Annotated in this window: 21 protein-coding genes; 11 read left to right on the top strand and 10 right to left on the bottom strand. The window is 66.0% G+C overall.

The annotated features are described in order from the left end of the window. From DY468_RS17010 to DY468_RS17020, 3 genes are all read left to right on the top strand, one after another. Positions 1-697: RNB domain-containing ribonuclease (locus DY468_RS17010; RefSeq protein ID WP_164605985.1), on the top strand; the 697-nt coding region annotated here is incomplete at its 5' end. Next, positions 697-1,125, top strand: a complete 429-nt coding sequence (locus DY468_RS17015; RefSeq protein ID WP_164605986.1) for a DUF983 domain-containing protein — start codon at positions 697-699, stop codon at positions 1,123-1,125. The genes DY468_RS17010 and DY468_RS17015, both read left to right, overlap by 1 nt. Positions 1,126-1,189: 64 nt before the next feature. Beyond that, a complete protein-coding gene (locus DY468_RS17020) occupies positions 1,190-1,945 on the top strand; it encodes an NUDIX hydrolase (RefSeq protein ID WP_164605987.1) in 756 nt (251 codons plus the stop codon). Between the two features lie 34 nt (positions 1,946-1,979). Here DY468_RS17020 and DY468_RS17025 read toward each other — a convergent pair whose 3' ends face one another. Continuing rightward, the gene (locus tag DY468_RS17025; RefSeq protein WP_205512450.1) at positions 1,980-3,227 is read right to left on the bottom strand and encodes an MFS transporter; all 1,248 of its coding nucleotides are present in this window, start codon (positions 3,225-3,227) and stop codon (positions 1,980-1,982) included. Positions 3,228-3,524: 297 nt separating this feature from the next. Between DY468_RS17025 and rpmG the strand changes: the two genes are divergently transcribed. Next, positions 3,525-3,692, top strand: a complete 168-nt coding sequence (gene rpmG, locus DY468_RS17030) for a 50S ribosomal protein L33 (RefSeq protein WP_011158674.1) — start codon at positions 3,525-3,527, stop codon at positions 3,690-3,692. A 117-nt stretch (positions 3,693-3,809) separates the two neighbouring features. Here the strand turns inward: rpmG and DY468_RS17035 are convergent, their stop codons facing one another. Genes DY468_RS17035 through DY468_RS17050 form a run of 4 tightly spaced genes read right to left on the bottom strand, consistent with a single transcriptional unit; the run spans position 3,810 to position 6,304 of the window. After that, positions 3,810-4,193, bottom strand: coding sequence for a helix-turn-helix domain-containing protein (locus tag DY468_RS17035; protein WP_164574065.1), 384 nt, complete (start codon positions 4,191-4,193; stop codon positions 3,810-3,812). 10 nt (positions 4,194-4,203) lie between these two features. Next, a complete protein-coding gene (locus DY468_RS17040) occupies positions 4,204-4,506 on the bottom strand; it encodes a type II toxin-antitoxin system HigB family toxin (RefSeq protein ID WP_205512452.1) in 303 nt (100 codons plus the stop codon). A gap of 48 nt (positions 4,507-4,554) precedes the next feature. Then, positions 4,555-5,928: a PleD family two-component system response regulator gene (locus DY468_RS17045; RefSeq protein WP_164605990.1), complete on the bottom strand. Its 1,374-nt coding sequence runs from the start codon at positions 5,926-5,928 to the stop codon at positions 4,555-4,557. A 10-nt stretch (positions 5,929-5,938) separates the two neighbouring features. Then, positions 5,939-6,304, bottom strand: a complete 366-nt coding sequence (locus DY468_RS17050) for a response regulator (protein ID WP_011158678.1) — start codon at positions 6,302-6,304, stop codon at positions 5,939-5,941. Between the two features lie 125 nt (positions 6,305-6,429). On the opposite strand from DY468_RS17050, the gene DY468_RS17055 reads away from it, so the two are divergent. Both DY468_RS17055 and DY468_RS17060 read left to right on the top strand, forming a co-directional pair. Continuing rightward, positions 6,430-6,729 (top strand): DUF3572 domain-containing protein, encoded by a 300-nt coding sequence (locus DY468_RS17055; RefSeq protein WP_011158679.1) that lies wholly within the window; start codon positions 6,430-6,432, stop codon positions 6,727-6,729. Next, complete coding sequence (locus tag DY468_RS17060; RefSeq protein ID WP_164605991.1) at positions 6,726-8,021, top strand: DNA polymerase IV; 1,296 nt, start codon at positions 6,726-6,728, stop codon at positions 8,019-8,021. Before DY468_RS17055 ends, DY468_RS17060 begins: the two co-directional genes overlap by 4 nt. 8 nt (positions 8,022-8,029) lie before the next feature. Here DY468_RS17060 and DY468_RS17065 read toward each other — a convergent pair whose 3' ends face one another. After that, complete coding sequence (locus DY468_RS17065) at positions 8,030-8,896, bottom strand: cell envelope integrity EipB family protein (RefSeq protein ID WP_164605992.1); 867 nt, start codon at positions 8,894-8,896, stop codon at positions 8,030-8,032. Between the two features lie 270 nt (positions 8,897-9,166). Between DY468_RS17065 and DY468_RS17070 the strand changes: the two genes are divergently transcribed. From DY468_RS17070 to DY468_RS17085, 4 genes are all read left to right on the top strand, one after another. After that, a complete protein-coding gene (locus DY468_RS17070; RefSeq protein WP_164605993.1) occupies positions 9,167-9,634 on the top strand; it encodes a RidA family protein in 468 nt (155 codons plus the stop codon). Between the two features lie 20 nt (positions 9,635-9,654). After that, entirely contained in the window at positions 9,655-10,407 is a 753-nt protein-coding gene (locus DY468_RS17075) for a glycerophosphodiester phosphodiesterase (protein WP_164605994.1), read from the top strand. An 85-nt stretch (positions 10,408-10,492) separates the two neighbouring features. Next, on the top strand, positions 10,493-11,731 hold the full coding sequence (locus DY468_RS17080) for a GNAT family N-acetyltransferase (protein ID WP_164605995.1): 1,239 nt from the start codon (positions 10,493-10,495) through the stop codon (positions 11,729-11,731). A 49-nt stretch (positions 11,732-11,780) separates the two neighbouring features. Continuing rightward, on the top strand, positions 11,781-12,209 hold the full coding sequence (locus DY468_RS17085; RefSeq protein ID WP_164605996.1) for an HIT family protein: 429 nt from the start codon (positions 11,781-11,783) through the stop codon (positions 12,207-12,209). Between the two features lie 5 nt (positions 12,210-12,214). Here DY468_RS17085 and tsaA read toward each other — a convergent pair whose 3' ends face one another. The 4 genes from tsaA to DY468_RS17105 all read right to left on the bottom strand — a co-directional run bounded on the left by tsaA (position 12,215) and on the right by DY468_RS17105 (position 14,935). Then, a complete protein-coding gene (tsaA, locus tag DY468_RS17090; protein ID WP_455406884.1) occupies positions 12,215-12,673 on the bottom strand; it encodes a tRNA (N6-threonylcarbamoyladenosine(37)-N6)-methyltransferase TrmO in 459 nt (152 codons plus the stop codon). A gap of 52 nt (positions 12,674-12,725) precedes the next feature. Beyond that, a complete protein-coding gene (locus DY468_RS17095; RefSeq protein WP_164605998.1) occupies positions 12,726-13,070 on the bottom strand; it encodes an AzlD domain-containing protein in 345 nt (114 codons plus the stop codon). Beyond that, a complete protein-coding gene (locus DY468_RS17100; RefSeq protein WP_164606017.1) occupies positions 13,067-13,744 on the bottom strand; it encodes an AzlC family ABC transporter permease in 678 nt (225 codons plus the stop codon). Before DY468_RS17100 ends, DY468_RS17095 begins: the two co-directional genes overlap by 4 nt. A gap of 150 nt (positions 13,745-13,894) precedes the next feature. Next, a complete protein-coding gene (locus DY468_RS17105; RefSeq protein WP_164605999.1) occupies positions 13,895-14,935 on the bottom strand; it encodes a lytic transglycosylase domain-containing protein in 1,041 nt (346 codons plus the stop codon). Between the two features lie 601 nt (positions 14,936-15,536). Between DY468_RS17105 and DY468_RS17110 the strand changes: the two genes are divergently transcribed. Then, positions 15,537-17,414: an ArnT family glycosyltransferase gene (locus DY468_RS17110; protein ID WP_246701014.1), complete on the top strand. Its 1,878-nt coding sequence runs from the start codon at positions 15,537-15,539 to the stop codon at positions 17,412-17,414. Positions 17,415-17,460: the final 46 nt, after the last annotated feature.

The raw sequence follows: 17,460 nt of genomic DNA on the forward strand, positions 1-17,460 counted from the left end.
GGCGGAATACAGCTCCGAGAACTACGGCCATTTCGGCCTGAACCTGCGGCGCTACGCACACTTCACCTCGCCGATCCGGCGCTACGCCGATCTCGTGGTGCACCGCGCGCTGATCCGCGCGCTCGATCTCGGCGACGGCGCGCTGCCGCAGACCGAGACGGTCGAGACGCTGGCGGAAGTCGCCGCGCAGATCTCGCTCACCGAGCGGCGCGCGATGAAGGCCGAGCGCGAGACCGTCGACCGACTGATCGCGCACCATCTCGCCGACCGGATCGGCGCCACGTTCCAGGGCCGCGTCTCGGGCGTCACCAAGGCCGGCCTGTTCGTCAAGCTGAGCGACACCGGCGCTGACGGGTTGATCCCGATCCGCTCGCTCGGCGACGAGTATTACAACTACGACGAAACCCGCCACGCGCTCATCGGCTCGCGCAGCGGGGCCATGCACCGGCTGGGGGATGTGGTCGACGTCAAGCTGGTGGAAGCTGCACCGGTGGCCGGCGCACTTCGGTTCGAACTCGTCGGCAACGCCAACGTTGAATTCACGCACCGCAAGACGGCACGCAAGACCAAGGGGACGAGCAAGGCCAAGCTGAAAACCGACAGCGGCAAGTCGGCGCGCGCCAAGCCCGGACGGGCGAAGGCGCGGAAAGCGGCGAAGCCGAAACAAAAGGCCAAGTCCGGGAGAGGAAAACGCTGATGACCACGCTGTCACGCGAGCCGATCGTCTGGCCGCCGCAATCCGCCCCTTCGCAGCAGCGCAACGTCTGGCAGGCGATGTGGCGCGGCTTCCGCGGCCGTTGCCCGAACTGCGGCGAAGGCCGGATCTTTCGCGCGTTCCTCAAGACCGCCGACCGCTGCGACCAATGCGGCCAGGATTTCACCGGCCACCGTGCCGACGATCTGCCGGCGTATCTGGTGATCGTGATCGTCGGCCATATCGTGGTGCCGATGGCACTGTCGATCGAAACCCGTTTCGCGCCGCCGGTGGAGCTGCAGCTCGCGATCTACCTGCCTTTCACCCTGATAGCTTCGCTGCTATTGCTGCAGCCGGTCAAAGGCGCGGTGGTCGGGTTGCAATGGGCATTCCGGATGCACGGCTTCGACGAGACCAACCCGGACCACTGACGGCGCGGTTCCTCGCGGCGGCACAACGACAACAACACCAACAAGAAACGACAACGGGAGCGATATGACCGAATCCGCGACACAGACCGAGCCGAAGGTCGAGCAGGACCACCAGGAACCCAGCCACCATCCCTATTTCCGTCCCAAGGACGCCGCGACACTGATCCTGGTCGATCGCAGCGGTTCGACGCCGAAGGTGCTGGTCGGCAAGCGCCACGACAACGTCGTGTTCATGCCCGGCAAGTTCGTGTTTCCCGGTGGCCGTGTCGACAAGAGCGATGTCCGCGTCCCGGTCGCGGCGCCGATCCCGCCGGAGCTGGAAGCCAATCTGCTGAAAGGCAGCCCGAAAACCACGCCGTCACGCGCCCGCGCGCTGGCCATCGCGGCGATCCGCGAGGCCTGCGAGGAGACCGGGCTCTGCCTCGGCTGCAAGACCGAAACCAAGGCGAAGCTCGCCGGTCCGTGGCAGCCGTTCGCTGAAGCCGGCCTGCTGCCCGATCCGTCCGGGCTGTTCCTGATCGCGCGCGCGATTACTCCGCCCGGCCGCATCAAGCGGTTCGACACCCGCTTCTTCACCGCCGATGCTTCGGCGATCGCGCACCGCGTCGACGGCGTGATCCATGCCGACGCCGAACTGGTCGAACTGGTGTGGGTCGAGCTCGGCTCCAAGCCGCTCGCCGATCTGCATCCGATGACCAAGAACGTGCTCGGCGAACTCGATCGCCGGCTCGCCACCGGCCCGCTGCGGCACGACGCGCCGGTGCCGTTCTTCCACTTCTACGGCGGCAAGATGCAGAAGGACATGCTGCCGGGCGGCTAGACGCCCGGCCTGCATCTGTACGGCCAAGCTCGGACTAACGGTGCGACCACCGCGCCGTCAGTTCGAGCAGCAAGGCGATTGCAGCCAGCGCGCCGCCATAGAGGCTGACCATCGCCCAGCCACCGTGGGCCCAAGCGAAGGCGGCACCGGCCGAGCCGATCGATCCGCCGATGAACATCCCGGTCATGAACACGGTGTTGAGCCGGTTTCGCGCCTCCGGCACCAGCGCGTAGACGATGTGCTGGTTGGAAATCAGCGCGCCCTGCAGGCCGAAATCCAGCACCACCACGCCGATCAGCAGTCCGGCGATGCTTCCCCAAAGTCCGAACAATCCCCACGCCACCAGCACCAGCGCGGCGCCGATCGCGATCACCGGCCCCGGCCCGCGCCGGTCCGCGATCCGGCCGGCGATCGGCGCCGCCAACACGCCGACCACGCCGACGAGGCCGAACAGACCCGCCGCCTGCGACCCGAGCCCAAACTTCGGCTCCTGGAGATGCAGCGCCAACACCGTCCAGAACACGCTGAAGGAGGCGAACAGCGAAGCCTGCACGGCGGTCCCGCGCCGCAAATCCGGCTGCTGGCGCCACAGCGATGCCAACGACTTCAGGGCGGCGCCATAGCTGATATCGAGGTGACCGTGTTGGCGCGGCAGCAGCCACGCCATCAGCGCCGCCGTCGCGAGGGCCGCCGGCACAGACAGCCAGAACATTTCGCGCCAGCCGAAATGCCCAGCAACGAAGCCCGCCACTGTCCGGCCCAGCAGGATGCCGCCCAGCAGCCCGGCCATCACCAGTCCGATCGTCTTGCCCCGCCGCTCCGGCGCCGACAGCGCCGCCGCGAACGGCACCACCTGCTGGGCGACCGTCGCGCAGGCGCCGAGCGCCAGCGAGGCGGCAATGATCAGCCAGGCCGAGGGTGCCAGTGCCACCAGCGCGGCTGCCACAGCCAACAGCACGAACTGGCCGGCGATCAGCCGCCGCCGGTCGGTCAGATCGCCGAGCGGCACCAGCAGGAACAGACCGACCGCGTAGCCGAGCTGGGTCGCCGTCGGGATCATCCCGGTCAGCGCCGTGTTGCCGAGGTCGCGCTCGATCACACCGAGCATCGGCTGGTTGTAATAGATGTTGGCGACGCTGATTCCTGCGGCAGCCGCCATCGCCATCGTCAGCCCGGCGCCCATTGCCGGCCCCGGCATCGCTGCTCCACCCTCGCCAGGAGTCGGCGAAGGCTCGGGGCCAGAATCTTGCGCCATGCGCAGGGCCGGCTCGCTGACGCTCATGTGGGGGGCCTTTCGTCACAGAATCGGGGCGGGTTTGCGAACATGGGTCGCAACTGGCCGAAATCGAGGGCAGCTTGAGGAAGATCTGCGATGCGCGGAACGCTGTCTTGTCGGCTTGGCCGTGTTTTTGGCGGCTTTGGGCGCAAATTTCAGGACTTCAAAGCAATTTTGCCGTTCGCAGCCGCCTATCCCTGCCGAGAACCTTGACTTTCGGGCATTCGCGGCTAGTTTGCCGGCCAAACGCGGGTCCTGACGTTCGACCTCGCCTGTTTATTCCCAAATTCGAGGTTTGAGACCATGGCCAAGGCGGTCACCATCAAGATCAAGCTCGTGTCGACGGCCGACACCGGGTTCTATTACGTGACGAAGAAGAACTCGCGCACCATGACCGACAAGATGGTCAAGAAGAAGTACGACCCGGTCGCGCGCAAGCACGTCGAATTCAAGGAAGCCAAGATCAAGTAAGCCGCCACCGGCTCACTGACAGCATTCCTTCCGCGGGGCCTTCGGGCCCCGTTTCTATTTGCCGCCTGCTCCAGCAGGGATGAGGCTGCGGTTGAACTCCACATGGAGCGGCCGGTCTCAGGCTGCGTGTTCGGTTTTGTAAGGCCGAACCAGAAGGTCGGCGGGAATTTTCCAGGCGTCAGCGATTTTGCGGATCATCTCGACGGTGAGTGCGCGACGACGCGATAGCACCTCGGATGCTCGCGACCGCGAGCCGAGAAGTTCGGCCAACTCAGTCTGCGTATGCCCGAGTTCGTCGATGGCGTATTGCAGTACATCGACCGGGTCCTGATCTTCGCCAATCGCGATCGGCCACCGTTTCGCTTCATAAAGCTCGACCAGCGCCAACAGGACGTCGAGCCTGTCGCCCTCTTCCGATCCTTCCGGCGCCCCCCAGCAAGCCTCAATCGCGGCCAGTGCGGCGCGGTGATCCTCGTCAGTCCGGATCGGGCGAAGGTCCACGGCGATCTCCTCAGAATTGCGACACGGTCAACGCATCGATCCGATCGTATTCGGCGTGCGTCCCGATGAACTTCACAAACGCGATCTGACGACGGAAATCGAAGGCGGCCACCAATCGAAAACTGCCGCCAGCGATCTCGAACCTGACGCGCTCACGATTGAGCACTTTGGCCTTGGGTGCGGCCTTCTGAACGTCGTCGGTCGAGGTCCAGCCAGCCGCCCTGATCAACGCGTACCAAAGCTCGACAGATGGCTTGGCTTCCGGGTGTTTGCCCCAGAACTCGACCAGCACGTTGCGGGCGATCAGACGCATGCGCGTTAGTAGCACGTTCCCATTTCGGGAACAATGCCAGAGGCGGCATTACGCCGCCGCGGCGACCACCCGATTGCGGCCATCGTGCTTGGCCCGGTACAGCGCGGTGTCGGCACGCTTCAAGAGGTCGGGGATCGGCTCGCCCTTGCGTTCCAGCGTCGACAGCCCGATCGAGATCGTGACTTCGATCCGGCGCGCGCCCTTCTCGACCGCGAACGGCTCGCCGGCAATGGCGCGGCGCAGCCGTTCTGCCACCATCTGCGCGACGTGCAGATCGGTTTCCGGCATCACGATCACGAATTCCTCGCCGCCGTAGCGACAGGCGAGATCAATGCCACGGATCGACTTCCTGATCCGGAGTGCGAACTCGCGCAGCACATCGTCGCCGGCATCGTGACCGTAGCTGTCGTTGATCGACTTGAAGAAGTCGATGTCGAGGATCATCAGCGCCAGCGGCTTGCCTCGGGCGCCGGCCTGTTCTGCGAGCGTCGCCAGATGGCTCTCCATGTAGCGCCGATTATGCAGCCCGGTCAGCCCGTCGGTGATCGCCATCTCGATCGAATGCTGCACGTTGTCGCGCAGATGATCGGTATAGCGGCGGCGGCGGATCTGGGTCCGCGCCCGCGCCATCAATTCGTTCTTGTCGACCGGACGCAGCAGATAGTCGTTCACGCCGATCTCGAGCCCGCGCAGCAGACGCGCATTGTTCTCGGCATCCGCGATCGCCAGGATCGGCACATGCCGGGTGCGCTCCAGCGAGCGGGCCTGACTGCACAGCCGCAGGCCGTCGAAATTCTCCAGCCCCAGCGACACGATCAGCAGGTCGTAATTGCCTTCAGCGGCGTGGAACAGCGCCTCCGACGGGTTGGTTTCGACATCGACATCGTGTTCGGCGCTCAGCAGCGGTGCCAGTCGCTCGTAGGACGACGGCCGATCGTCGACGAGCAGGATCCGGCCCCCCTTCCCCTGATCCGAGATCGCCTCACGCTCCGGCGCCTGCATGCCGATTTCGAGCGAGGTGATCGCCCGCATCCGCAGCTCGTCGGTCATCATCTTCAGCCTGGTCAGCGACCGCACGCGCGCGATCAGCACGACATCGGACACCGGCTTGGTGAGAAAATCGTCGGCGCCGGCTTCGAGCCCACGCACCCGGTCCGCCGGGCTGTCGAGCGCCGTCACCATCACGACCGGGATGAAATGCGTCTTGGGATTCGATTTCAGCCGCCGACAGACCTCAAAGCCGTCCATCTCCGGCATCATCACGTCGAGCAACACGATGTCGCATTCGGCGCGCTGGCAGATCTCCAGCGCCTGAAAGCCGTTCGACGCGGTGACGACGTCGAAATACTCCGCCGACAACCGGTCCTCGAGCAGCTTGACGTTCGTCGGAATGTCGTCGACCACCAAGATGCGCGCTGACACGATGCAACTCCTAACCGATGAACCGCCGAACCGTCTCGATGAACTTGCCGACCGAGATCGGCTTCGACAAATAGGCTTCGCAACCGCCTTCGCGGATTCGTTCCTCGTCGCCCTTCATCGCGAACGCCGTGACGGCTACCACCGGAATGTGACGGAGTTCGGCATCGTCCTTGATCCAGCGCGTGACTTCGAGCCCGGACACCTGCGGCAACTGGATGTCCATCAGGATCAGATCGGGGCGCAGCTTGCGAACCAGGTCGAGCGCTTCATATCCGTTGCTCGTTCCCGCCGTCTGGTAGCCGTGAGCCTCCAGCAAGTCGCGAAAGAGCTTCATATTGAGCTCGTTGTCTTCGACGATCAGGACGGTTTTCGCCATCCCGCCCTCCAATACTCACACTAAAATGCCCGGGCCGGCGGCCCGCGATCGTTCGACAAGCCGCAAGACTCGGGCATGATTGAATAAAATACAGACGAGAAGTTACGGAAAGGCAAACACAACCGATGCGAAAGCGGCTTCAAGACCCCCGCCAAGCGGCTGAAATCGTAGCGATTCAGGCGCTCTCCTTCATCGCGGGAGATCCCGAGCGGCTCGGCCTGTTTCTCGCTGAGACCGGGATCGGCCCGGAGACCCTGCGCAGTTCCGCCGCCGATCCGCAGTTCCTGATCAGCGTGCTGAACTTCGTGCTGCGCGACGACGCCACTGCCAAAGCCTTCGCCGACTCGGTCCAGCTTCACCCCACCAACGTCGCCGCGGCCCTGCAGGTGCTGGAGGACAAGCGCTGGGAGCGTGACACGCCGTGAGCGGCGACGACCCGGCCGTACCTGCTGCGCCCGGCTTCTGCCGGGATTGCCTCGCCGACCAGCGCGCCGAGGCGCGGCGCTGCTCGGCCTGCGGATCGCCGCGGCTGCTGCGGCACCGGTCGCTCGGCGCGCTGTCGCTCGCGCATATCGACTGCGACGCGTTCTATGCGACGGTTGAGAAGCGCGACAATCAGGACCTTGCCGACAAGCCGGTGATCGTCGGGGGCGGCAAGCGCGGCGTGGTGTCGGCAGCCTGCTACATCGCCCGGACCTTCGGGGTGCGCTCGGCGATGCCGATGTTCAAGGCGCTGGCGCTGTGCCCATCGGCGACGGTGGTGCGACCCGATATGGCGAAGTACGTGCGGGTCGGACGCGAGGTGCGACAGGCGATGCGCGCGCTGACGCCGCTGGTCGAACCGCTGTCGATCGACGAAGCATTCCTCGACCTGGCCGGCACCGAGCGGATGCACGGCATGATCCCGGCCAAGGTGCTGGCGAAATTCGTCCGAGAGGTCGAGCGCGATATCGGCGTTACCGCGTCGGTCGGACTGTCATGCAACAAGTTCCTGGCCAAGATTGCGTCCGATCTCGACAAGCCGCGCGGCTTCGCGGCGCTCGATCAGGACGAAGCCCGCGAAATGCTGGCGCCGCGGCCGGTCGGCTTCATCTTCGGGGTCGGCCCGGCGACGGCGTCGCGGCTGGCGAACCGTGGCTTCCGCACCATCGCCGACTTGCAGCGCGCCGACGAGATCGAGCTGATGCGGCAATTCGGCGACGAAGGAAGGCGGCTGTGGCGGCTGGCGCGCGGCATCGACGACCGCAAGGTGGTGCCCGATCGCGGTGCCAAGTCGATCTCCAACGAGACCACCTTCGAAGATGACATCCGCGACCTTGCGACGCTGGAGAAGATCCTGTGGCGACTGTCGGAGAAAGTGTCGTCGCGCCTGAAGAGCGCCGCCCTCTCCGGCTCGACCATCACCTTGAAGCTGAAGACCGCCGACTTCCGCCAGCGCACCCGGGCGCAGACCATCCACGCGCCGACCCAGATGGCGAACCGGATCTTTTCGGTGTCGCGCGAGATGCTGAGCAAGGAGGTCGATGGCACGGCATTCCGGCTGATCGGCACGGGTGTCAGCGCTCTCACCGAGCAGACCGGGCCGACGGAGGACGACATGCTCGACCGCCGCTCGGCGCACGCCGAGCGCGCGATCGACGACCTGCGCAGGAAATTCGGCGACGCCGCCGTGGTCCGCGGCATCGCGTTCGATCGGGTGCAGAAGCCGCAGGGATAAGGGCGTGGTTACTTACACGGCTTGCCCGCCTTGACCTCGAGCTTGCCCATTGCGCCGGCAAGGACGAAATCGTTGTAGTCGAGTACCAGCGAGCGTGAGACGCCGTTCTCGTAGAGTTCGAACGACATCGAATAGACTGGTGTCTGTTCGCCGGCGTTGGCTTTGGCGTCGCGGTCGTAGTAGCTCACGGTCACCGGCCAGCGCGTCAGCGACTTCATCGCGTCGTCGCTGGTGGACGGATCGGGCGACGCGACCGCGCTGCTGCCCTTGATCGGCTGCCCGATCACCGTCAGCGTGTTGTAGACCTTCTCGCCATTGTCGGAGCCGTCATAGACCGACAGGTTCAGCAGTGACTTGCCGGCGCGCGCGGCTTCGATGATGCGTTCGATCTGCTCGGTCGGAAACACCGTGGCGCCATCGAGCTGGAATGTCTTCTGCACCGGCTGCTTCAACTTCACCGTGATATGATCGCCGGTGCGCTCGGCGATGCCGTCGACATCGCTCTCGGTCGAGTCGTCCATCCGGGTGCCGATCTTGAAGCGATAGCTCTTGCCGGCGGCGTCCTCCCAGCTCGACGAGCGCAGATCGCTCAGCGTGTTCTTGCCCTCGCCGCTCTCGATCTCCGACACCTGGCGGAAATCGGAGGTGTACCCCTCGCAGGCGTTGCCCGAAAAGTTGTACAGGATGCGACCGCGCACCGTATTCACCGAGGCGTTGTTGCGGGTCTTCAGCAGGCTGAGATCGTAAAGCGCCTGATGCGGCAGGAAGTTGATCGCGGGGCCGGCGAACGCCGCCGATCCGGTCGACATGGCGAACGCCGCCACGATTGCCAGCAGTCCCCGGCTCGGTCGCGTCGTCTGTCGTGACACGGGCATGTCGTCTCCCTGATAGCGATAACGGTTAGAATAGGTGGTGGCCGGAGTCACCGCAACGGCCGGGACTTTCTGGATCATCGGATTGCGGTGAAATCACGGAGCATTTGCTTCAAACTCCTGCGAACGGAACCAACCTCTCGCCTTGCCCTCAGCCGGTAGGGCGAGGCCGGCGGCCTCAGCGGCTTGCTTGCAACGGCCGGCGCAATCGGCCAAACAAGACCGCCCGGCGCGTCCACGCTGGGACAAATCGAAGAGCAAATGGGGATCGGCATGACCGGGGTGATCGAGCAGAAACTGACCGCGCAGGGCATCGTGTTGCACGAGCCGGCAAGCCCGGTCGCCAACTATGTCGGCTTCGTCCGCACCGGCAACCTGCTGGTGGTATCCGGGCAGGTCTGCTTCGACGGCGAAGGCAAGCTGGTAGCCAAGGGCAAGCTCGGCGCCGACGTCTCGATCGAACAGGGCAATGCCGCGGCGCGCGCCTGCGCGATCAATCTGCTGGCGCAGCTCAAGGCCGCGCTGGGCGATCTCGACAAGGTGGTGCGTGTGGTGCGGCTGGGCGGCTTCATCAACTCGACGCCTGACTTCGTCGATGGCCCGAAAGTGCTGAACGGCGCCTCGGACCTGATGGTCGCGGTGTTCGGCGACAAGGGTCGCCACGCCCGCACCACCGTGGGCGTCGCCTCGCTGCCGGCCAATGCCGCGGTCGAGGTCGAAGGCCTGTTCGAAGTCGCGTAACACGCAGGAGACCCTCGGCGATGCGCGCGCCCGACTGGCTGACCGCCCGACCGGTCGCGCATCGCGGCCTGCACGACCGCATCCGCGGCATCGTTGAGAACATGCCCGGCGCAATCAATGCGGCGATCGCCGGCAATTTCAACATCGAGGTGGACATCCAGCTCACCGCCGACGGCGAAGCGATGGTCCACCATGACGACGATCTCGGCCGGTTGACCGATGGCGCCGGCGCCCTGCTGGGAATGACAGCGGCGCAGCTCCGGCAGGTGCCGTTCAAGGATACGCCCGAGCGCATGATGTCGGTCGGCGAGCTGTGCGACCTCGTCGCCGGCCGCGTGCCGCTGGTGATCGAGTTGAAGAGCCACTTCGACGGCGATCGCAAGCTCGCGCGCCGGCTGCTGCAGGTGCTGGACAGCTATCAGGGACCGGTCGCGGCGATGTCGTTCGACCCCGACCAGGTGCTGGCGCTGCGTCAGCTCGCGCCGAACTTGCCGCGCGGTATCACCGCCGAGCGCCGTTACGACGACGATTATTGGGCCAAGCTCGACGCGGCTCAGCGTGAGCCGATGGTGGCGCTGAAGCACGGCTTCAAGACGCAGCCTCACTTCGTCGCCTACCGGGTCGACGATCTCCCCGCCCCGGCGCCCTGGATTGTCCGCAACGTGTTCGGCTGCGCGCTGCTGGGCTGGACAGTGCGGACACCCGAGCAGCGGGCGCGTGCCGACCGCTACGCCGACCAGATGATCTTCGAAGGCTTTGTTCCGCAATCGTGACCGAACCGGTCTTGAACGAGCCGCGACAAATGCCCAATCTCTTCAGCATGACAGTCACGAGCGCTCTCTCGACCGGTCCGACGGCTTGACGACATCGTCCGACATCACGCTCGAAGCGGTCTCGTCGGTGGATGCGATTGCCGCCGCCGATTGGGATGCCTGCGCGGCATCCGGCGTCACCGTTTCGGATCCCGGATCCGACGCCGGAAGCGGCAGTTCCTGCACCGCCGCGAAAGCTGGCTACAATCCGTTTCTCAGTCACGCATTCTTCGCCGCGCTCGAACAGTCGCGATCGGCAAGTCCCCGCACCGGCTGGGGGCCGCGGCACCTGATCGCCCGCGAGGACGGCCGCATCGTCGGGCTCGTGCCGTGCTACCTGAAATCGCATTCGCAGGGCGAATACGTGTTCGACCGCGGCTGGGCCGATGCCTATGAACGCGCCGGCGGCAGCTACTATCCCAAGCTGCAGGTCTCGGTGCCTTTCACCCCTGCGACCGGGCCCCGCCTGCTGATCCGCGAAGGTGCGGATCGGGCGCGCATCGGCGACGCGCTGACCAATGGCTTGATGGCGCTGTGCGATCTCAGCAAGGCGTCGTCGGTGCACGTCACCTTCGCGCGCGAGAGCGAGTGGCGCTTCCTCGCCGAGCGCGGCTTCCTGCAACGCACCGATCAGCAGTTTCACTGGCACAATGCCGGCTATTCCAGCTTCGACGATTTCCTCGCGACGCTGAACTCGCGCCATCGCAAGGGCATCAAGCGCGAGCGGCGCGACGCAGTCGCGAACGGCATCACCATCCATCACCTCACCGGCGCGGATATCACTGAGGAGGCCTGGGACGCATTCTTCGAGTTCTACATCGAGACCGGCTCGCGCAAATGGGGACGGCCCTACCTGAACAGGGAGTTCTATTCCCTGATCGGCCAGAGCATGAGCCGGGACGTTCTGCTGGTGATGGCCAAACGCGACGGCCGCTGGATCGCCGGCGCGATCAACTTCATCGGCGGCGACACGCTGTTCGGCCGGCATTGGGGCGCGATCGAGCATCACCCGTTTCTGCATTTCGAGGTGTGCTACTATCAGGCTATCGAGTTTGCGATTGCCCGCGGCCTCGCCGTGGTCGAGGCCGGTGCTCAAGGCGAGCACAAGATCGCGCGTGGCTATCTGCCGCAGACCACCTACTCCGCACACTTCATCGCCGATCCGGCACTGCGCCGCGCGATCGCCGATTATCTGAAGCGCGAGCGAATGTATGTCGACGAGATGGGTCGCGAGCTGAGCGAAGCTGGCCCCTTCAAAAAAGGTAACTTCGCCGATCCGGCTTGACCCGCCCTTGCACGGCGGGGACAATCGCGCCGCCAAGCCTGGAGCAGCCATGACCGCCTACGATCCCGAGAATATCTTCGCCAAAATCCTGCGCGGCGAAATCCCGTGTCACAAAATCTATGAAGACGATCACGTCTTCGCCTTCCTCGACATCATGCCGCGTTCGACCGGCCACACGCTGGTGATCCCCAAAGCACCGGCGCGTAATATCCTCGACATCACGCCCGAGGATTTCGCCCATGTGGCGCGCGGTGCGCACAAGATCGCACACGCGGCGATGAAGGCGTTCAAGGCCGACGGCATCGTCGTACAGCAGTTCAGCGAACCGGCCGCCGGCCAAGTCGTCTACCATCTGCACATGCACGTCATGCCCCGCCACGATGGCGTGCCGCTGCTGCCGCCGGCCTCGCGCAAGGAGGAGACCGCGGTGCTCGAACAACACGCCGCGCAACTGAAGGCGGCGCTGGCTGAGGGCTGAAGGCGCTACTTCACCATCGAGTGCACGCAGCGGTCCGGCTTCAGGTCGATCAGCGGCGTGCCGTCCAGGCAATCGAGGCCGCGCACCAGCACGGTCGCGCCCTCGATCCCGACCACCGACACTGCCGAGATACCAATCGGATTTGGCCGCAGCGGCGAGCGCAGCGCGAACGTGCCGCGCGGTCCGTCGATTCCGTGGCCGCGCTGGATCACCAGATCGCGGCGCGACAGATGCAGCCAGTACACCACCTGCGCGTGGGCGAACTTGTCCAGCCCCTGCAGAGCCTGCGTCCACGGCTCGAAGATCTCGAGCCGGCAGACCGGTCCGTCGGGATTGCCCTGTCGCGGCGTCTCGCCGCGCGAGGTCCAGGGCGTGCGAATGCGACCGATGAATACCAGACCGGCATCGGTCGGCGGCGGCGCCTCGACCACCACTTCGCCTTCGCGGATTTCGCCTCTATCCATCGCCATTCGCCTTCCGGTTGATGGTTTGGTGTAGCGCGAAACCGATCCGGTTTCACCGCCACCAAAGTTGGCCAATGACGAGCACCACCTCTCCGGCGACCACACCGGCGAAAATCGATCGTCGTGCGAGCAGGAACACGGCAAGGCCGGCCGCAACCGCCCCATAACGCAACAGAGCGGGTACACCCGCCAGCGCGCCGGGCGGCAGCACCAGGATCTGCGCGATCACGCCGGCCAGGATCGCGGTAGCGACCGCGCGCACCCAGATCAAAAGCTCCGAGCCTTCGTCGATGCCGCCGCCGAGCCACAGCCCAAGCATCCGCCACAGTTCGTTCGGCAGGAAGCCGGCGAGCACGAGCACCACCAGCGCCTGCCAGTCGCCGATAAAGCCGCTCATGCGCGCCTCCGCCGCCGCATCCAATGGACGCCGTAGGCAATGGTCCCTGCAGAGACACCGCTGATCAGCACGTCGACGCCGGTGTGCAGCAGTGCCACCAGCGGAAACAGCGCAAGCCCGAGCACCAGAGCAACGAAGTCGGCCAGTTCGCGGCAGTTGCGCGCGGTCGACAGCAGAAACGCCAGCGGCGTCAGCAGAAGGATCGCGGCACCCAACGATTGCGGCAGATTGGCCGCGAGCAGATAGCCGATCACATTGGCGATCAGGCACACGGTAACCAGACCGGTGCCGAGGCCGACAGTGAATACGATGCGCCGCTCGCGCGGGACCTGCGGGAGCAGCCGAAAGCACTCGACCCACAGAGTCACCGCCACGAAATGCGCCGGCAGGATCAGCTGCCGCAGCTTGGTGGTCGGCGTCCGCAGCATCGGCAGCACCGACACCACCATCGGAAGCAGCCGGATCGCGCTGACGGTGACGGCGATCGCCGCCTGAATTGCGGTGGCACCAGAACCGAGCGTCGAAATCAGAATGATCTGGGCCGGCCCCGCCCACATCAGCACCGTGGAGACGAGCAGCCAGCCGAGGCTGAAATGGCTATCATGCGCCAACGCGCCGATACCAAGATAGGTGGCGAACAGCACCAGCGTCAGCACCGTCTGGCCGGCCGCCATCAAGCCGCGGAGATAGGCGCGCAGCGGGGTCTGCCAGTGCGGAGATTCGAGAGACGGCACGGAGATTCCGATCGGTCGATTGCGCCGGCATAACGGGCAGTAAATCGCGAGCGGTCAAGGCCGCGCACTGCGGCTCTGATCTGCCACGCGCTACCCTGGCATCCCCCGATTGCGCAGCACCAGACAGGCCTGCCCGGCCCGGCGGATCTGCTTGCACAGATCGTCGGCCTCGCCGCGGGTGTCGGCGCCGATCCGCACTTGAAAAAACGGCCGCGTGCCGCGACTGCGAAACACCGCGCTCAGCAACGTCGGATCGCGCTCGCCGATCACCGTACTCAACCGCGACATCGCCCGCGCGTAGCTCGCCAGCGCGCGGTTGCGATTGAAGCCGGCAGCGAGTTGCACGCCCCACGGCCGGTCCGCGCCGAGCTTGACGCGTTGTTCCAGCTCGGCGACGAACGGGTTCGGCGCCCGCTTCAACAGCGCCATCAGGGTGCGGCAGTCGGTGTCGGCCTTGGTCTCCGGTAGCTTCGCAGCGCTCCCCGCTTTGGCCCAGTCGTCGACCGAACTGCCGGTGATCGCGAACACGTAGTCCCGCGTTTGCAGCGGCATGCCCCCGGTGCCGGCGAGCCATTCCTGCACCCGGCGCGGCCCGGCATTGTAGGCCGCGGCCGCGAGGCCGAGATTGCCGAACTGCTCGCGCAGCTCCTTCAGAAACTCGGCCGATTTCGGCAGCGCCTGCACCGGATCGAACGGATCGAGCAACCGGCGCTCGCTGGCGGTGCCGGGCATGAACTGCGCGATACCCTGCGCGCGCTTGCCGCTCCGCGTCACCGGCCCGACGGCATCGGGCTGAAACCGGCTCTCCTGCCAGATCACCCGGGCGAAAAACTCGAGCGGCAGATCGTGCGCCTTGGCAGCCGACTCGATCATCAGACAGATCGACTCGCGCGTATCGGCTTCTCCACCCTTGTCCGCTTCAACAGCCGGCCTGTCGCCGGGTTTGGCTTGATCGGGGGGTACGGCAGGCTTGGCTTGGTCCGCTGCAGCAGCGGGCTGGCTGGGGGCGGCCGCGGCCGGCGGTGCGGCGGCGTCCGTCTTTGGTTGCGGCGTTTCCTCTGCATGCGCCGGCGCGCACGCGAGCAAGACCAGCACCGCCGCGACGGACGCGAGCCGTGGCGGCAAGATCATACGCGGTTTTCCTTCGACAGCCGCATTCCTTGACTCACCCAGGCAGCGGATCGGCAATTTCGACGCCGTTTCGGGAACGCATGATGGCCGAAACTGATCCGAATGCCAGCGATGCAGCCAGCGGCAAGAACTGCGCGAGAGTGTGGGACGAAACGGCGCAGCAATACCGCAAGCCTCGTTGTCGCCTCGTCTTTCCGGCAATTGCTTGCACGACCCATTGGACTACAACGTCGGTTCGAAACGCCACACGCGAACCGCGGCAACGATACCGCCGGTTCGGACTCGCCAAGGGACGACGACCATCAAGCGCAAGCAACCCAAACAGCGCCGACCGAAGAAGAAGCATCACGGCAGCCAACCGCGCCCGTCCAGCGCGGCGCAAGCGCTGCCGCCTGACGATCAGGCCTCCACTTCTCCAAGCGTCGATCAGGCTCCGCCGTCCGCCTCGCCAGCGACTGTGAATTCTGTGTCGGCGGCTGCAGAGCCGCGTCCGGCATCGCCGCCTGTCAAACCGCAGCCGTCGTCCAAACCGCAGCCAGGCCCCAAGCCGAAGCAGCATCCAAGCAAGACCGCGAAGCCGATGCAGTCCGGGACTGCCGCCATGCCGGCCGCCGCGCCTGCTGCAGTCTCGAAGCCGGCCGCGGCGCGCGCCGGATTCCTCCCCCTCACTTTGTTGCTCGGCGCCTGCGACAGTCTTTTCGACATGCTGCGCAGCCGTCCGCAGAGGCTGCTGCTCTGGATCCTCGGCCTGTACGGCACGCTGTGGTTCGTCAGTGCGGTCAGCTTCCCTGGGCTGCCGGCGGTCGGCTACGAGATGGCGCTGTTCGGCAGCGAGTTCCAGGGCGGCTACTGGAAGTACGCGCCGCTGGCACCCTGGCTGACAGAGCTCGCCTCGCTCGCCACAGGACGGTGGACCGGCGCGCAGCTTCTGCTGGCACTCGGCTCCGCGCTGATGACGCTGGCGCTGCTGTGGCGCCTCGGCGCCGCGATCGTCGGCGCCAGCGGCGCAACGCTGGCGGTGGCGCTGACGATCTTGATCGGCTGCTTCGGCCCGCAAGTCACCGCCTACGATCCGGCGATCGCCAGCCTGCCCTTCTCTGTCGCCGTCGTGCTGCTGTATCGCCGCGCCGTGCTGGGGGGCGCACGGTCGAGCTGGATCGGCCTTGGCATCGCCGCTGCGCTGCTGATCGCCACCAATCACGCCGGCGCGGCGCTCGTGCTCGTGCTGCTCGGACACCTCCTGCTGACGGCAGATGGCCGCCGCCATCTGGCGACCGCCGGTCCGGCGGTCGCGGCGGTTGCCTGTTTCGTGGTGCTGTTGCCCCACCTGATGTGGCTCGCGCAGGCCCACGTCGCAGCGCCGGTGCCGGAAGACGGCACCACTGCGCTGTGGCCAAGGATCAGCACCGCATTCGCCTTCGTGTTCGGCCAGATCGGACTGAGCCTCGGATTGATCGTGGTCGCAGCGCTCGCCTTGATACCGCGCATGCCGCTGCGGGGCGAAACAACGGAGCTCGTACTCGGCGCTCCGACCGCGTTCGATCGCTCGCTGCTGGTCTCGGTCGCAGTGCTGCCGTCGATTCTGGTCGCTCTCGGCAGCGTGTTCGACTGGTTCACGATCGGCGCCTACACCGGCAGTGCGCTGGTGGCGTTCTCCGGTCTGGCTCTGGTGGCGCTGCTGCCGGCCCGGCTGACCATTCGGGCGCCGCGGCTCGCGATCGCCGCCTGGATGCTGGTGCTGTTCGGCGTACCGATCGGCTATGCGACCTCGACTTACTCCCGTGCCTACGGCAGCGGGCCGGTGCCGACCGAGCTGTATCCGGCCAAGGCGCTGTCGAAAGCCATGCAATCGGTCTGGAAGAGCCGGACCACCCGCCCGCTCGACATCGTCACCGGCAGCACGCGCGAGGCCGGCTTCGTCGCCGCCTACGCCTCACCGCGACCATCGGTGTTCATCGACGCCGATTTCACCAAGAGCCCCTGGATCACGGCCGACCGGCTGAAACACTCCGGCACCCTGGTGCTGTGGAGCACCGACGAATTCAATCGCACCGGCGAGCTGCCGGGACCGTATCGAAGTACACTTGGCAATGCGTCCCCGGTGTTCGGCACCCTGGTGCTCCCGCTCGGCGGCGGCAAGCTGAAGGCCTACGGTTGGGCGATGATCCCGCCCGACGGCGTGGTGCTGCCGCCTCCGGCCTCGGCGGCGCCGCCGGCGCCGACCGTGGCTCCAGCACCGACACCACCCTCGCCTGCTCCAGCGCCCATCCCACCCGGCCCGCCTGTTGCCGCTCCGGAGGAATCGCAGCCTGCTCCGCCCGAGGCTGCAGAGCCTGCTGCTCCGCCCGCAACTTCGCCTGCGCAGCCACCTGCTCAGCCTCCTGCGGCCGAGCCAGAAAAGCGGGAAGCTCCCGCCCCGGCGTCCGCGGAGGAGCAGCCGTCTCCGGCCGGACCGTCGCCGACCCGGATGCCGGAATAGCGCTTGATAGGCCGCCAAACGAAGAGGCCGGCGATCTCTCGCCGGC

It is taken from the genome of Rhodopseudomonas sp. BR0M22 (assembly GCF_010907035.1).
Taxonomy (GTDB): domain Bacteria; phylum Pseudomonadota; class Alphaproteobacteria; order Rhizobiales; family Xanthobacteraceae; genus Rhodopseudomonas.

Bases quoted from the DNA above. Each gene is read 5' to 3' on its own strand.
- DY468_RS17015 (WP_164605986.1), top strand. From the start codon at position 697: ATGACCACGCTGTCACGCGAGCCGATCGTCTGGCCGCCGCAATCCGCC.
- DY468_RS17020 (WP_164605987.1), top strand. From the start codon at position 1,190: ATGACCGAATCCGCGACACAGACCGAGCCGAAGGTCGAGCAGGACCAC.
- DY468_RS17025 (WP_205512450.1), bottom strand. From the start codon at position 3,227: ATGAGCGTCAGCGAGCCGGCCCTGCGCATGGCGCAAGATTCTGGCCCC.
- rpmG (WP_011158674.1), top strand. From the start codon at position 3,525: ATGGCCAAGGCGGTCACCATCAAGATCAAGCTCGTGTCGACGGCCGAC.
- DY468_RS17040 (WP_205512452.1), bottom strand. From the start codon at position 4,506: ATGCGTCTGATCGCCCGCAACGTGCTGGTCGAGTTCTGGGGCAAACAC.
- DY468_RS17050 (WP_011158678.1), bottom strand. From the start codon at position 6,304: ATGGCGAAAACCGTCCTGATCGTCGAAGACAACGAGCTCAATATGAAG.
- DY468_RS17055 (WP_011158679.1), top strand. From the start codon at position 6,430: ATGCGAAAGCGGCTTCAAGACCCCCGCCAAGCGGCTGAAATCGTAGCG.
- DY468_RS17065 (WP_164605992.1), bottom strand. From the start codon at position 8,896: ATGCCCGTGTCACGACAGACGACGCGACCGAGCCGGGGACTGCTGGCA.
- DY468_RS17070 (WP_164605993.1), top strand. From the start codon at position 9,167: ATGACCGGGGTGATCGAGCAGAAACTGACCGCGCAGGGCATCGTGTTG.
- DY468_RS17075 (WP_164605994.1), top strand. From the start codon at position 9,655: ATGCGCGCGCCCGACTGGCTGACCGCCCGACCGGTCGCGCATCGCGGC.
- DY468_RS17085 (WP_164605996.1), top strand. From the start codon at position 11,781: ATGACCGCCTACGATCCCGAGAATATCTTCGCCAAAATCCTGCGCGGC.
- tsaA (WP_455406884.1), bottom strand. From the start codon at position 12,673: ATGGATAGAGGCGAAATCCGCGAAGGCGAAGTGGTGGTCGAGGCGCCG.
- DY468_RS17095 (WP_164605998.1), bottom strand. From the start codon at position 13,070: ATGAGCGGCTTTATCGGCGACTGGCAGGCGCTGGTGGTGCTCGTGCTC.
- DY468_RS17100 (WP_164606017.1), bottom strand. From the start codon at position 13,744: ATGGCGGCCGGCCAGACGGTGCTGACGCTGGTGCTGTTCGCCACCTAT.
- DY468_RS17105 (WP_164605999.1), bottom strand. From the start codon at position 14,935: ATGATCTTGCCGCCACGGCTCGCGTCCGTCGCGGCGGTGCTGGTCTTG.
- DY468_RS17110 (WP_246701014.1), top strand. From the start codon at position 15,537: ATGCCGGCCGCCGCGCCTGCTGCAGTCTCGAAGCCGGCCGCGGCGCGC.